The 13,269-nt window shown below is 63.1% G+C and carries 14 protein-coding genes; 6 read left to right on the top strand and 8 right to left on the bottom strand.

The window, feature by feature from the left end:
• Positions 1–217 precede the first annotated feature (217 nt).
• Genes EN850_RS17450 through EN850_RS17435 form a run of 4 tightly spaced genes read left to right on the top strand, consistent with a single transcriptional unit; the run spans position 218 to position 4,077 of the window.
• Entirely contained in the window at positions 218–1,246 is a 1,029-nt protein-coding gene (locus tag EN850_RS17450; protein ID WP_136091867.1) for a 2-aminoethylphosphonate ABC transporter substrate-binding protein, read from the top strand.
• A gap of 32 nt (positions 1,247–1,278) precedes the next feature.
• Entirely contained in the window at positions 1,279–2,424 is a 1,146-nt protein-coding gene (locus tag EN850_RS17445; RefSeq protein ID WP_136091866.1) for an ATP-binding cassette domain-containing protein, read from the top strand.
• On the top strand, positions 2,417–3,277 hold the full coding sequence (locus tag EN850_RS17440; RefSeq protein WP_136091865.1) for a 2-aminoethylphosphonate ABC transporter permease subunit: 861 nt from the start codon (positions 2,417–2,419) through the stop codon (positions 3,275–3,277). The genes EN850_RS17445 and EN850_RS17440 overlap by 8 nt, the downstream gene beginning before the upstream one ends.
• Before the next feature lie 2 nt (positions 3,278–3,279).
• Positions 3,280–4,077 carry an ABC transporter permease subunit gene (locus EN850_RS17435; protein WP_136091864.1) on the top strand — a complete coding sequence of 266 codons (798 nt, stop codon included), beginning with the start codon at positions 3,280–3,282 and terminating at the stop codon, positions 4,075–4,077.
• A gap of 9 nt (positions 4,078–4,086) precedes the next feature.
• Here the strand turns inward: EN850_RS17435 and EN850_RS17430 are convergent, their stop codons facing one another.
• From EN850_RS17430 to EN850_RS17395, 8 genes are all read right to left on the bottom strand, one after another.
• Entirely contained in the window at positions 4,087–4,542 is a 456-nt protein-coding gene (locus tag EN850_RS17430; RefSeq protein ID WP_189591158.1) for a MaoC/PaaZ C-terminal domain-containing protein, read from the bottom strand.
• Entirely contained in the window at positions 4,539–5,624 is a 1,086-nt protein-coding gene (locus EN850_RS17425) for a Gfo/Idh/MocA family oxidoreductase (protein ID WP_127870522.1), read from the bottom strand. Before EN850_RS17425 ends, EN850_RS17430 begins: the two co-directional genes overlap by 4 nt.
• A complete protein-coding gene (locus EN850_RS17420; RefSeq protein ID WP_135921369.1) occupies positions 5,617–5,946 on the bottom strand; it encodes an L-rhamnose mutarotase in 330 nt (109 codons plus the stop codon). Before EN850_RS17420 ends, EN850_RS17425 begins: the two co-directional genes overlap by 8 nt.
• A 10-nt stretch (positions 5,947–5,956) precedes the next feature.
• Entirely contained in the window at positions 5,957–7,069 is a 1,113-nt protein-coding gene (locus tag EN850_RS17415) for a mandelate racemase/muconate lactonizing enzyme family protein (protein ID WP_136091862.1), read from the bottom strand.
• 5 nt (positions 7,070–7,074) lie between these two features.
• Entirely contained in the window at positions 7,075–8,172 is a 1,098-nt protein-coding gene (ugpC, locus tag EN850_RS17410; protein WP_127279175.1) for a sn-glycerol-3-phosphate ABC transporter ATP-binding protein UgpC, read from the bottom strand.
• A gap of 4 nt (positions 8,173–8,176) precedes the next feature.
• Positions 8,177–9,043 carry a carbohydrate ABC transporter permease gene (locus tag EN850_RS17405; RefSeq protein WP_127279176.1) on the bottom strand — a complete coding sequence of 289 codons (867 nt, stop codon included), beginning with the start codon at positions 9,041–9,043 and terminating at the stop codon, positions 8,177–8,179.
• A 17-nt stretch (positions 9,044–9,060) separates the two neighbouring features.
• Complete coding sequence (locus tag EN850_RS17400; protein ID WP_127870525.1) at positions 9,061–9,957, bottom strand: sugar ABC transporter permease; 897 nt, start codon at positions 9,955–9,957, stop codon at positions 9,061–9,063.
• Positions 9,958–10,076: 119 nt separating this feature from the next.
• On the bottom strand, positions 10,077–11,396 hold the full coding sequence (locus tag EN850_RS17395; RefSeq protein ID WP_127870526.1) for a sugar ABC transporter substrate-binding protein: 1,320 nt from the start codon (positions 11,394–11,396) through the stop codon (positions 10,077–10,079).
• 168 nt (positions 11,397–11,564) lie between these two features.
• On the opposite strand from EN850_RS17395, the gene EN850_RS17390 reads away from it, so the two are divergent.
• Together EN850_RS17390 and EN850_RS17385 are read left to right on the top strand one after the other, a co-directional pair.
• Positions 11,565–12,350, top strand: a complete 786-nt coding sequence (locus tag EN850_RS17390) for an IclR family transcriptional regulator (protein WP_127870527.1) — start codon at positions 11,565–11,567, stop codon at positions 12,348–12,350.
• A gap of 66 nt (positions 12,351–12,416) precedes the next feature.
• Entirely contained in the window at positions 12,417–13,256 is an 840-nt protein-coding gene (locus tag EN850_RS17385; protein WP_136091861.1) for an amidohydrolase, read from the top strand.
• Positions 13,257–13,269: the final 13 nt, after the last annotated feature.

Raw genomic sequence — 13,269 nt, 5'->3', positions numbered from 1 at the left:
CAGCCACATTCATGGCCAAGACGTGGATGCGACAGTTCCATGACAAATATCAGAGGAATTTTGGCTCTCATAAAATAAATAGATTTTACTTATCGATCGCCGATCCCCAGAGTTGTCACAACGAAGACATCCAACCGGCTCAACGTCCGTCAGAGACCCAAGGCCGGTTGGTCCTAGTGCATCGCAGAATGTGCCTTCAATCAAAGGGGAACTGGTCATGAAATCAAGAAACGCAACCATGGTCGCGGCCTTCGCCGCATTGCTCGCGTCGGCGGCTCTCGTTGGGCCGGCGCTGGCCGACGGCGTCGTCACGGTCTACTCCGCCGATGGCCTGCATGACGGCAATGGCAGCTGGTACGAGACCGAATTCGCCGCCTTCACCAAGGCCACCGGGATCACCGTTCAGTATATCGAGGCAGGCTCGGGCGGCGTCGTCGAGCGCGTCGCCAAGGAAAAATCGAACCCGCAGGCCGACGTGCTTGTGACCCTGCCACCCTTCATCCAGCGCGCCGCCGCCGACGGCCTGCTGCAGGACTACAAGCCTGAAGCCGCGTCCCAGATCGACGGCGGCACCGACAAGTACCGGCCGCTGGTCAACAACTACATGAACTTCATCTACAACAGCGCAGTGCTGACGGAAGCGCCGAAGAGCTACAACGATCTGCTCGATCCGAAGTTCAAGGGCAAGATCCAGTATTCGACCCCCGGCCAGGCCGGTGACGGCACCGCCGTCATGCTGCAGATCATTCATGCCTTCGGCGGCGAGGACGCCGGCTTCGAGTTCATGCAGAAGCTGCAGGACAACAATGTCGGCCCATCCGCCTCGACTGGCAAGCTGACCGCACTGGTCAACAAGGGCGAGCTGCACGTCGCCAATGGCGACCTTCAGATGAACATGTCGCAGATGGCCGACAATCCCAACATCAAGGTGTTCTGGCCGGCGGGGCCTGACGGCGTGCGCTCCACCTTCGCGCTGCCCTACGAAATCGGGCTGGTCACCGGTGCACCGAATGGCGACAACGGCAAGAAGCTGATCGATTTCCTGCTGTCCAAGGAAGCCCAGTCGACCGTAAGCTCGATTGCCATCGGCGTGCCCGCCCGCAAGGACGTGACGCCGTCCGACGCCAACTTCGCCAAGCTGCAGGAGGCCATGAAGGGCCTGACCATCTGGTCGCCGAACTGGGACGAGGCGCTGAGCAAGCTTCCCGACTACGTCAAGAAATGGAACGAAGCGACCGGAAGTTGATCCGCCAAGGAAACAGTCCGGAGAACAACACCATGTCGGCAGCCGCCTTCACGGGTTCTGAAGTCACGGATATCGACGCCGCGAAAGTTCGCGGCGCCGGCTCCAACGTCCACTTCGACAAGGTCGTTGTCGCCTACGGCGCACATGTGGTCCTGCATCCGCTGACCCTCGACATCGCGCCGGGCGAAATCCTGGCGATGATCGGCCCCTCCGGGTCGGGCAAGACCACGGCACTGCGCGCTGTTGCCGGCTTCGTGCGGCCGAGAAGCGGCCGCATCCGCATCGGTGCCACCGACGTGACCGATCTGCCCCCTTACGAACGCGGGCTCGGCATGGTGGTGCAGAACTACGCGCTGTTCCCGCATATGCGGGTCGAGGACAACGTCGCCTTCGGCCTGCGGGCACAAGGCGCCGACAAGGCGCTGATCGGCGAACGGGTGAAGGATGCGCTCGCCACCGTCGGCATGGCGACGTTTGCCCGGCGCTATCCACGCGAACTTTCGGGCGGCCAGCAGCAGCGCGTCGCGATTGCCCGCGCCCTTGCCGTGCGGCCACGCGTGCTCCTGCTCGACGAGCCGCTTTCAGCGCTCGACGCGCAGATCCGCCGCAACATGGTGGAGGAAATCGCTCGCCTGCACCGCAGCCTGCCCGGCTTGACCATCCTTTATGTCACGCATGACCAGACCGAGGCACTGACGCTTGCCGACAAGATCGCCATCATGCGCGATGGCAGGGTCTGTTCGCATGGGCCAACGACCGAACTCTATCGTCGCCCGCCAAACCGCTTCACCGCCGAGTTCCTCGGCCGCGCCAATCTTCTGCCGGTGACGGTTGCCGAAGCCGCCGGCCCGAAAGGCTTCGCCACGGCAAGGCATGGTGATGCCGTGCTCACCAGTGCCGGTCGCGACGAGAAGGCCGGCGACAAGAGCCTGCTTTGCATCAGGCCGCAGCATCTGAGCCTCACGGCAGACAGCGAGCACACCAACCGCATTGTCGGCACGCTCAGGGAAGTGCACTGGCAGGGCGAACTCACCCATCTGGTGCTCGATGTCGGCGGCACGCCGGTGCGCGTCTCGGCAACGAAACTGCCTGTCGCCTTGCCCGAAACCGGCACGAAGGTGCCGCTGTTCTTCGCGCCGGCGGATACGTCACTTCTTCCGGAAGACGCCAGTGTCTGAAGCGCTCGCCATTGGTGCTCCGATGGCCAGGAAGCGAGAGCCGGGCCGGCTGTGGATCGTGCCGCCGGCTGCCCTGCTGGCGCTGCTGTTCTTCTACCCGCTGGCGCTGATTGTACGTCAGGCGTTCCTCGACGACAGCGGTGTCGCCAATGTCGCGGAGATCATCCGCGTCCTGCATTCGCGCTTCTTCCTCAACGCGCTGGTCAACACGGTGACGATCTCGGTCGCGGCGACGGCCGGATGCCTGATCGTCGGCCTGGTGCTGGCGCTGATCCTCGCCTTCGTGCCATTTCCCGGCAGCGGCTTCATCGCCCGGCTGATCGACACCTTCATCGCCCTGCCGACCTTCCTGGTGACGCTGGCCTTCACCTTCCTTTACGGCTCCGCCGGCATGCTCAACTCGGGGCTGGTGGAGGCCTTCTCGCTGCCGCTGCCGCCGGTCGATTTCCTCTATTCGACCTGGGGCGTCGTGCTGGCGGAAGTCACGGTGTACACGCCGTTCATCCTGCGGCCGCTGCTCGCCGCTTTCTCGCTGGTCGATCGCGGCCAGATCGAAGCCGCGAGCGTACTCGGTGCGCGGCCGTTTCGCATCGTGCGCCAGGTTATCCTGCCGGCGGCGGTGCCCGCGCTCATCGCCGGCGGCAGTCTCTGCCTGCTGCTGACCGTCAACGAGTTCGGCATCGTGCTGTTCATCGGCGCCAAGGGCGTCATCACGCTGCCGCTGCTGATCTACGGCAAGGCGATCCAGGAATCGGCCTACCAGGTCGCCTGCATCATCGCCGTGGTCAACATCGCGCTGTCGCTCGGCCTGTTCGGTCTCTACCGGTTTGCCGCCGGCCGGTTGGGAGTCTAGCCATGCTGGTTTGGTCGCGCTCCGGCCGCTTGATCACCTGGGTGATCTTCGCGCTGATCTTCGGCGTGCTGTTCCTGGCGCCGCTGGCGGTCATCCTCTTGTCCAGCCTTGCCGACCAATGGAACGGCGTGCTTCCCAATGGCTTGACCACGCAGCACTATGCCGACGTCGCCAAGGGCGCGGCCTGGAACGCGGTCAAGGCGAGCCTCGTCACCGGCTTCGCCGCAAGTGCATTGGCGCTGATCAGCGGTACCTGGGCGGCGTTGTCGCTTCGCCTGCAAGGGCCGGCCTTGAAGCGGCTGCTCGGCCTCTTGTTCTTCATCCCGAGCGCCGTGCCGTCGGTGTCCGTCGGCCTCGGCCTGCTGGTTGCGTTCAGCCATCCGCCGCTGTTGCTCAACGGCACGATCGCAATCGTCATGATCGCGCATTTCGTGCTGATCTCGGCTTTCACCTTCGGCAACGTCTCGGCGGGACTTGCGCGGCTGTCGCCCGACTTCGAGCAGGTCGCGTCAAGCCTTGGCGCGAGGCCAGCCTACCGGCTCTGGCATGTCACGCTGCCCTTGCTCGCGCCTTACCTGGTTGCAGCCTTCGGATTGAGCTTCGCGCTCTCCATGGGCGAGCTTGGCGCGACCGTGATGGTCTATCCGCCGGGCTGGGTGACGCTGCCGGTGTCGATCTTCTCGCTCACCGATCGTGGTGACATCTTTGCCGGGGCTGCACTGACCATGATCCTGGTGGCGGCGACGCTGGTCCTGCTGCTTGGGCTGGAGCGCGTTACCAAGCGTGCCACCGGTTCGTAGGCGCTAAGCTCAGCTCTGCGCCGGCTGGCGTTCGACGATGTAGATATGGTCGGCCGCCAGCACCACCTCGCCGCGCTGGTTGATGACCTCGCATCGCTCGATCACGCGTCCCGACCCTGGCCGCTTCGGATCGTCCTTCTTGGCCGCGATGGTGGTGCGCGTGCGGATCGTGTCGCCGATGAAGACCGGCTTGATGAAGCGCAGCCGGTCATAGCCATAGGAAAAGGCGACGGGGTTGATCACGTTCGACGTCAGTCCGATGCCGACCGAGAACACCAGCGTGCCATGCGCGATGCGCTGGCCGAACGGCGTCGTCTTCATGAATTCGGCGTCCATGTGGTGTGGGAAGAAATCGCCGGTGTGGCCGGCATGGACGATGAAGTCGGTCTCGGTGATGGTGCGGCCGCTGGTGAGGCGTGACGAGCCGATCTCGTAGTCCTCGAAATAGGTGATCTGTTCCATCAGGGCCTTTCCGCGATCGGCGTCGCAGGCGCCGCGCTCGAACGATAGGCCGCTTCCACCAGCGCCATTGTGTTCCAGGCGTCGTCGACCGAGCTGATCAACTCATCGTCTTCGCCTGATGCAAAGCGCTGGACATTGGCCATGCGGCCGACGAAGGCGTCGGGAAACCATTCGCCGGCCAAAGGCACTGATATCCAATCGCTCCCGCCTTTCGGATAGATCTCCAGAATATCCGGCTCGCCCTTGGGATAGTCGAGGTTGAGGCCGAGCTTCAGATAGGCCGCACCCTCGGTGCCGCTGATGCGGAACTCGCAGGCCTGGTGCCGGCGCCCGAACTTGTGGTCGTGGTTGATCGACAGCGCGCAGCGCACCGTGTCGCCATAGTCGAGAATGGCACTGGTGCGCGTCTGCGCCACCTTATGGTTGGGGTGGCCAAGCGTCTTGGCATGCACGCCCTTGGGATCGCCGAGCAATTGCCGGATCAGGTCGAGATAGTGGATCGAGTGCATGGCGATCTCGACGCGCGGCGCCTTGAGCAGGAATTCCCACAACTGCCACGGCGTCGCCAGCGCCAGCCAGGCGTCGAAGTCGACGACCTCGCCGAGCCAACCCTTGGCGATTGCGTCCTTCAGCGCCAGCATCATCGGCGCGAAGCGCAGCTGGAAATTCACCGCCGCCTTGAGCTTCTTGGCGCGGCAGATTTCGAGGATTTCGGTTGCTTCGCCGAGATAGTTGCCCATCGGCTTCTGGATCAGTGCGAACGCACCGTCGGGCAGAGCCTTCAGGATCTCGGCATGCCGCCCCGGTGGCGTTGCCAGATCGAAGATCGCGTCCTTCACTGCAGCGGCTTCTTCCGCCGAACGGAACGCCGTCACACCCCATGTGTCGGCCAGGACCCGCGCCTTGGCCTGGTCCGGATCATAGAGGCCGGCGATCTGAAATCCCGCCTTCCGGTACGCGGGAAAATGCGCATCGCCGACGATGGAGCCGGCGCCGAAGGTGACGATCGGCCGGGACTTTGAGGGTTTGGGCCAGGACTGGACGAGCGAGGCAGGGTCGAAACCGCCCTCAGTCCCTTCAGTCATGGTGAAAAACCTCGTCCATCGCGGCCCACCACTCGCCCTCCTTGCGTGTCGCCAGCGGCTCCTGGCAAGGTATGCAGACCGCCCACCACTCCTGCGTCCTGGGATCAGCGGCCATCTTGGCCATGTCGGCGGCATAATCGGTGCCATGGTATTCGAAATTGGAAAACAGCAGGTTCTCGGGCCTTTTCAGGTAGATCGAGTAGTTCTTGATGTTGCAGGCCGAAATCATTGTCAGCACGTCAGGCCAGACGGCGGCGTGCAGGCGGACATATTCCTCGACCTTTTCCGGTTTTAGCCCCAGTACAAATCCCATCCGCTGCATATCAGCTCCCTTATGCCGTGATCGTCGTGGTGAATTCGGCGATGCTCATGCTCTTCACCGCGTCCCAGTCCCAGTCGATGCCGATACCCGGTTCGTCGGGCGCCAGGGCGTGCCCATCCTCGATGCGCATGTGCTTGCCGGTCAACTGGTCGAGTTGCGGAATGTACTCGACATACCTGCCGTTCTGAACAGCGCAGGTCAGGCTGACATGCAATTCCATAAGAAAATGCGGGCAGACCGGAATGTCGAAGGCCTCTGCCGCATGGGCGATCTTGAGCCAGGGCGTGATGCCGCCGATGCGGCCGACATCAACCTGCACGATCGAGCAGGCGCCCTTCTGCATGTATTCCCGGAAATGGCGGACGGAATAGAGCGACTCGCCGATCGCGATCGGCGTCGGCGTCGAGTTCGACAGCCTGATATGCCCGTCTATGTCGTCGGCCGGCAGCGGCTCCTCGATCCAGGCGAGGTCGAGTTCGCGCAACCTTGCCGCACGCCGGATCGCCTCGTCGACCGAAAATCCCTGATTGGCGTCGGTCATGATCTCATAGCCGTCGCCCACCGCCTTGCGCACCGCCGACAGGCGCGCAAGATCCTCGGACCCATGCGGCCTGCCGATCTTTACCTTCGAGCCGCGAAATCCTTTGGCCTTGGCAGCGAGCGCATCATCGACCAGCGCCTGCGTTTCGATGTGCAGCCAGCCGCCCTCGGTCGTGTAGAGCGGGCAGCGGTCCTTGGCGCCACCGGCCAGTTTCCACAGCGGCAGGTTCTGCTTCTTCGCCCTGAGATCCCAGAGCGCCGTGTCGATCGCCGCGATGGCGATGGCGGTGATGGCGCCGATCGTGGTGGCATGCGTGGCGAATTCGAGATCGTGCCAGATCGCCTCGATCATGTCGGGGTCGCGGCCGATCAGGCGCGGCGCCAGATGGTCGCACAAGAGCCGCATCACCGAGGAACCGCCAGTGCCGATCGTGTAGCTGTAGCCGGTGCCGACCGCGCCGTCGGAATCGGTGATCGTCACGATTGGCGTTTCCTGGCTGACGAAACTCTGGATAGCGTCGGTGCGCTTGACCTTGGGCACAAGGTCCACCATCCGCAACTCTATCTTTTCGATCTTGGCCATGTCCGTCATCTCCGCAAAGTCTTGCCGGTGTCGGCGGCAAACAGATGCGCCTGTGACAGGTCGAGGCTCATCGCCACTTGTTCGCCCGGCTTCAGCGGTCGCGGGTTCAACATGCGCGAGACCCAGTCGCTGCCGTTGAACTCGACGAACACCAGCGTCTCGTTGCCGAGCGGTTCGGTGACGGTGATCGGCAGTTCGATCTGATGCACGTCGGCGGCACCACCGGAGCTGATGCCATGGCCGGTCGGATAGATGTCGTCGGGCCGCAGCCCGAACACGACCTTGTCGCCGGTGGCGACGTTGGCCTTGAACTGGGCGGGCAAAGGCAGCTTTTCGCCGCTGGCGAAAACCAGTTGGCCATTGTCGACCGTCGCCTCGTGCAGGTTCATCGGCGGCGAGCCGATGAAGCCGGCGACGAAGCGTGTCGCCGGCCGCCGGAATACTTCGTCGGGCGTGCCGACCTGTTCGATGTGGCCGTCGCGCATGATGACGATGCGGTCGGCAAGCGTCATCGCCTCGACCTGGTCGTGGGTGACGTAGATCACCGTCGATTGCACCTTGGCGTGCAGCTTCTTGATCTCGGTGCGCATCTGCGTGCGCAGTTTGGCGTCGAGGTTGGAGAGCGGCTCGTCGAACAGGAAGACATCAGGATCGCGCACGATGGCGCGGCCCATCGCGACGCGCTGCCGTTGCCCGCCGGAGAGTTGCGACGGGCGGCGGTCGAGCAGTGTGTCGAGGCCGAGGATGGCCGAAGCCTCGGCAACGCGGCGGTCCATGTCTTCCTTGGCGGCCCCGGCGATCTTGAGTGAAAAGCCTAGATTCTCGCGCACCGTCATATGCGGGTAGAGCGCGTAGGACTGGAACACCATGGAGATGTTGCGCGAGCGCGGCGGCAAATCGTTGACGACGCGCCCGCCGATCTCGATCGAGCCGGCGCTGATCTCTTCCAGCCCGGCGATCATGCGCAGCGTCGTCGACTTGCCGCAGCCGGACGGGCCGACCAGCGCGATGAATTCGCGGTCGGTAATATCGAGATCGATGCCATGCACGATCCCGATATTGCCGTAGCGCTTGGTCAGTTTTTTGAGGGAAACCGTTGCCATGGGGTCAGCCTTTCACCGCGCCGGAGGTCAGGCCGCCGACAAGGTGTTTCTGGACAATGTAAGTGAGGGTGAGCGCCGGAATGATCATCACCACGGCGAGCGCGCACATGCCACGCCAGTCGATGGTGAACTCGGCCGTGTAGTCGAGCAGGCCGACCGGCAGCGTCTTGGCGCTGACCGAGCGGGTCAGTTGCGAGGCCAATGCGAACTCGTTCCAGCAGGTCAGGAAGGCAAAGATTGCCGCCGACGCAATGCCCGGGCCGGCAAGCGGAAACTCGACTTGCCAGAAGGCCTGCCAGCGCGTGCAGCCGTCGATTTGCGCCGCTTCCGCAAGGTCCTTCGGCACCTGGCGGAAGAAGCCGTCGATCAGCCAGATGGTGAAAGGCACGTTGAGCGCGACATAGGCGAGGATCAGGCCGAAATGCGTGTCGATGATGCCGAGCCGCACATAGAGGAAGAACAGCGGCAGCGACAGCGCGATGCCCGGCACCGTGCGCGTCAGCATCAGTCCGAGGAAAACGCCGGATTTGCCGCGGAAGCGGTAACGCGCGAAGGCATAGCCGCCGGCCATGCCGATGGCGACCGCGATCACCGTCGAGGTCACGGAGATGATCAGCGAGTTGCGGAAATATTCGATGACCGGGATGCCGCCCTTGCCGATGCCTGAGAACATCGCGACATAGGCGTCGAACGAGATATCCTGCGGGATCCACACCGGCGGCTTGGCCATGATCTCGACCGTCGGCCGCAGCGACGACAGCACGATCCAGAGGCCGGGCAGGCAGATGGTCAGCATCGCCAGGAACAGGCCGACGCGATAGACGATACCAAAGAGCCGGCGCTTCAGGCGGGCGGAAGAATTCTCGTCCATTTTCACCACTCCGCCCTTCACCACTCAGCGCCGATCTGCGTGCGCGCCGCGGCGAGCTTGTTGAAGAAATAGACGGTGAAGGCGATCGACAGCAGGATCGAGAAATAGGCCATGGCGTTGGCCATGCCCATGCGTCCGTCGCTGTAGGCGGTGCGGGCCACCAAAGTCCACAACAGCTCGGTGCGCCCCGCCGGCCCGCCATCGGTCATGATCTTGACGATGTCATAGGCGCGCGCGACGTCGAGCGAGCGGATGGTCATGGCGATGTAGGCGAATGGCATGACGAAAGGCCACGTCACATAGCGGAATGTCTGCCACGGGGTGCAGCCATCGACGCGCGCCGCCTCGATCGGCTCCTTGGGCATGGCGAGCAGCCCGGCGAGGATCAGGATGGCGAAGATCGCCGTCGAGGACCAGATCTCGGCAATCGAGATGGCGATGAAGGCGAGATGGCCTTCGATCAGCCAGGGGATGGCATCCCTGGTGATGCCAAGCGACTGCAGGGCGTTGTTCACCAGGCCGATATTGTCGTTGAACATGAACTTGAACTGGAAGCCGACGAGGATCGGCGAGAACATCATCGGAAACATCATCAGAGTGCGCAGGATGCGCTGCCCGCGCGTCGCCTTCTCGACCAGCATCGCCAGGCCGAGGCCAAGCAGCATTTCGAGATTGAGCGCGATCGTCAGCAGCAGAACCGTGCGCCCGAACGCCCACCAGAAATCGGTGTTGCCTAGGATCGAAAGATAGTTGCGGAAACCGACGAAGACGAAAAACGTCTCGGGCTTGGTCAGCCGGAACGGCGTGAAGCTGGAATAGAGCGAGAGCAGCAACGGCACCACGACGACCGCCGCCAGCACGATGATAGCCGGAAGCAGCAGCAGGAATGGCGCGGATGGCTTGAAGCCCTTCATCGGGGTCCTTTGGTGTCTGGCATGCAATGTTGGGCCGAGGCCCGATCCGGTGAACAGTACCGGCAAGACGCGATCGCCTCCCCCATTCACGATGGGAGAGGCGGCCTTTGGAGCATTGGTTAGAGTTTGCCGGCGTCCTGCAGGATCTGCGTCGCCTTGGCGGCGGCTTCATCCAGTGCCTGCTTGGAGGTCTTGTCGCCGAGGATCGCGGCCTGCAGCTCGGGATAGACGGCGTTCGAAATCTCGATCCACTCGGGCGTCTGCGGCACGGCAAAGGCGTGCTTGGCTTCTTCCTGGAAAGCCGACAGAACCTCCTTCTTGTAGGGATCGTTGGCCGCCTGCTGCAGGTCCCAGTCCCAGACCGCGCTGCGGGTCGGCAGCGGGCCGGCGGCGGCCTCGAACTTCTGGCTGTCCTCGTTGGTCAGCCACCACACCAGCGATGCGGCAGCCTCCTTGTTCGGGCAGTTCTCGGTCACCGAGAATCCATGGAAGCCCGACCAGCCGGTGCGTACTCCGGCGGAGCCTTTCGGCGCGACCTTGACGCCGACATTGCCGGCGACCTTCGACGACTTCGGATCGTTGAAGAAGCCTGCCCAGCCCGGCCAGTCCAAATTGATGGCGACGGTGCCGGAGGCAAAGCCCTGGCCGAGATCGTCCCAGAGATAGTTGGTGGTGCCGGCCGGAACGGCCTTGGCCTTGTAGAGGTTGACGAACCAGTCGAGTGCCCGGATGCCAGCCTCGGAATTGAAGACGGGCTTGCCGTCCTTGTCGAGATATTCGCCGCCCTCGGCGACAACCATCTCGTAGAAGCGGCCGTTGATCGCCTCTTCCTTGCCGGCGAATTGCGTGCCGTAGAAATTGGGCGGATTGGCGAAGAACTCGGCCTGGTCGGTGACTTCCTTCCAGGTGTCCGGCGGCACCAGGTCATAGCCGTATTTCGCCTTGAACTTGGTCTTGTTGTCGGCGTTCTCGTACAGGCTCTTCTGGTAGTAGAGGGCCGAAACGTCGAACTGCGCGCGCGGCAGCATCTCCAGCTTGCCGTCGATGGTTGCCGCCTTGATGGTCGAGGGTACGAAGGCGTCGATCTCCGACTTCGGCAGCAGTTTGCTGAGGTCGGTGTAGAGGCCCGTATATTGCGGCGCGAACGAGGAATGGTTCCAGCCGACGCACCAATTGGTGCTGCCCGAGGCGATGTCGGACTTCAATTCCTTGTCGATGTCGAAGCCGTTCTTCTTGGTCAGGATGTTGACCTTGGCGCCCGTCGCCTTCTCCCATTCGGGTATGCGCTCGTAGAGCTTTTCATATTGCTGGCCGCCGATCAGCTTCACGTCGACGGTCACGCCCTCGAACTTGCCGGGCAGGTCGCCGGCAAGGGCTGCGCCTGCGCCTGACGCAAGCACCAATGCGCCGGCGCACACGCCGGAAAGCAGTCTGTTCATCGATATCCTCCCTGGGTGCGCCTCGATGGCGCCCGCAACTCGTCACGTGACAAAAGATGCTACATTCATATACAAACAAAACATTCATACGTACGTCAAGGCGAAATTTGTTTCCGCCGGCGGCGTTCCTGCGTATATGAAGAGCTGAATTCACTGGAGGGATGGGCCATGGACGACAGCGAAGACGAGCGCTACCGCGCGCCGGCGCTCGACAAGGGGCTCGACATTCTTGAACTGCTGGCGGGCGTCGACGGCGGCCTGACCCAGGCCGAAATCGCCAAGAAGCTCGACCGCAGCCCCAATGAATTCTACCGCATGCTGGACCGGCTGGTGCGGCGCGGCTACGTCACGCGGCTCGATGGCGACCGCTATTCGCTGACACTGAAGCTGTTTGGCCTGGCCCAGTTGCACGCGCCGGTGAGGCGGTTGGTTTCCTATGCGACGCCGCTGATGCGCGAGCTTGCCGAGACCTCGCAGCAGGCCAACCAACTCGTTGTTTTTGATCGCGGTTCCGCCGTGGTGATCGGCCAGCAGGAAGCGCCGAATTACTGGGGCATCTCGATCCGCGTCGGTTCCCACATCAGCCTGTTCGACACCGGTTCGGGCCACGTCCTGCTCGCCTTCCGTTCGCCGGAAGAGCGTCAGATGATGATTTCCGAGCACGTCCGCAGCACTGACAAGACGGCGCAGCCGGCCGAGTTCTTCGCCCGTCTCGACCAGATCCGCGACCGCGGCTACGAGATGATGGCGTCCATGCAGACGGCAGGCGTCTTCAACCTCTCGGCCCCGGTGCGCGGTTCCGACGGCAAGGCCATCGCGGCGCTATCCATCCCCTACATCACGGTGGTCAATGCGCCGTCCGCGCCCGATATCACACGGACCATCGAGCTGTTGCTGGCAACCTGCGAAAAGCTGTCGCATCTGGCCGGGTCGGCTGTCGGCTCAGCGGCGTGAATTCTTATTTGAATGAAGAATTCCTCCGTGAGATGATCTGAAAAAAGCTATCGGAGGAGCCTCGCCATGATCATCGACACCCATCTGCATCTCATCGATCGCTCGGCCCTGCGCTATCCCTGGCTTGCCGGCGTGCCGGCGCTGAACCGCGATTTCTCCTATGAGGAATATGCGGTGGAGGCCCAGCGTGTCGGTGTCGGGCGCGTGCTGCATATGGAGGTCGATGTCGATCCGGCCGACATAGAGGCGGAAACCGCCCGTGTCGAAGGCCTGTCGCGGCAGTCCGGCAGCATGTTGGCCGGGGTGATCGCATCCTGCCGACCGGAAGAGGGTGACTTTCCTGCCTATCTCGAACGCCAGCGTGCGAACACCTTCGTCAAGGGTTTCCGCCGCGTCCTTCACGTCGTGCCGGATGAGCTTTCGGAAGGGGCATTGTTCCGCGACAACATCAAGCGGCTTGGCGGCACCGGCCTGACCTTCGACCTCGTCGTGCTGCCGCACCAGATCCCCAGGGCGATCGCGCTCGCCGATCTGGCTCCCGATGTCCAGTTCGTGCTCGATCATTGCGGCGTCCCCGACATCAAGGGCAACGCCGAGCATCCCTGGCGCGAACATATGAGCGAGATCGCGCGGCGTCCGAACGTCATGGCCAAGATTTCAGGCGTGGTCGCCTATGCCGATCCCGGCAGTTGGACCGTCGAGACGCTGCGGCCTTATGTCGAACACACGATCGGTGCGTTTGGCTGGGACCGTGTCGTCTGGGGCAGCGACTGGCCCGTTTGCACGCTTGGCGGCGGTCTGTCGACCTGGGTGGCGGCGACCCATGCGCTGCTTTCGGGCTGCAGTGTCGCGGAGCGCGACGGGCTGCTGTCGGGCAATGCCCGCAGGCTATGGCGGTTGAAGTAACGATGCAGTTCAG

The sequence above is a fragment of the Mesorhizobium sp. M8A.F.Ca.ET.207.01.1.1 genome (assembly GCF_004794715.1).
Classification (GTDB): domain Bacteria; phylum Pseudomonadota; class Alphaproteobacteria; order Rhizobiales; family Rhizobiaceae; genus Mesorhizobium.
Note: the sequence above shows the minus strand (reverse complement) of the source record. Positions and strands in the feature narration are given on the sequence as shown.

What these genes read in the sequence shown, in the direction of transcription:
- EN850_RS17435 (WP_136091864.1), top strand. Translation starts at nt 3,280, where the DNA reads ATGCTGGTTTGGTCGCGCTCCGGCCGCTTGATCACCTGGGTGATCTTC.
- EN850_RS17420 (WP_135921369.1), bottom strand. Translation starts at nt 5,946, where the DNA reads ATGCAGCGGATGGGATTTGTACTGGGGCTAAAACCGGAAAAGGTCGAG.
- EN850_RS17385 (WP_136091861.1), top strand. Translation starts at nt 12,417, where the DNA reads ATGATCATCGACACCCATCTGCATCTCATCGATCGCTCGGCCCTGCGC.
- EN850_RS17395 (WP_127870526.1), bottom strand. Translation starts at nt 11,396, where the DNA reads ATGAACAGACTGCTTTCCGGCGTGTGCGCCGGCGCATTGGTGCTTGCG.
- EN850_RS17450 (WP_136091867.1), top strand. Translation starts at nt 218, where the DNA reads ATGAAATCAAGAAACGCAACCATGGTCGCGGCCTTCGCCGCATTGCTC.
- EN850_RS17390 (WP_127870527.1), top strand. Translation starts at nt 11,565, where the DNA reads ATGGACGACAGCGAAGACGAGCGCTACCGCGCGCCGGCGCTCGACAAG.
- EN850_RS17445 (WP_136091866.1), top strand. Translation starts at nt 1,279, where the DNA reads ATGTCGGCAGCCGCCTTCACGGGTTCTGAAGTCACGGATATCGACGCC.
- EN850_RS17415 (WP_136091862.1), bottom strand. Translation starts at nt 7,069, where the DNA reads ATGGCCAAGATCGAAAAGATAGAGTTGCGGATGGTGGACCTTGTGCCC.
- EN850_RS17405 (WP_127279176.1), bottom strand. Translation starts at nt 9,043, where the DNA reads ATGGACGAGAATTCTTCCGCCCGCCTGAAGCGCCGGCTCTTTGGTATC.
- EN850_RS17400 (WP_127870525.1), bottom strand. Translation starts at nt 9,957, where the DNA reads ATGAAGGGCTTCAAGCCATCCGCGCCATTCCTGCTGCTGCTTCCGGCT.
- EN850_RS17425 (WP_127870522.1), bottom strand. Translation starts at nt 5,624, where the DNA reads ATGACTGAAGGGACTGAGGGCGGTTTCGACCCTGCCTCGCTCGTCCAG.
- ugpC (WP_127279175.1), bottom strand. Translation starts at nt 8,172, where the DNA reads ATGGCAACGGTTTCCCTCAAAAAACTGACCAAGCGCTACGGCAATATC.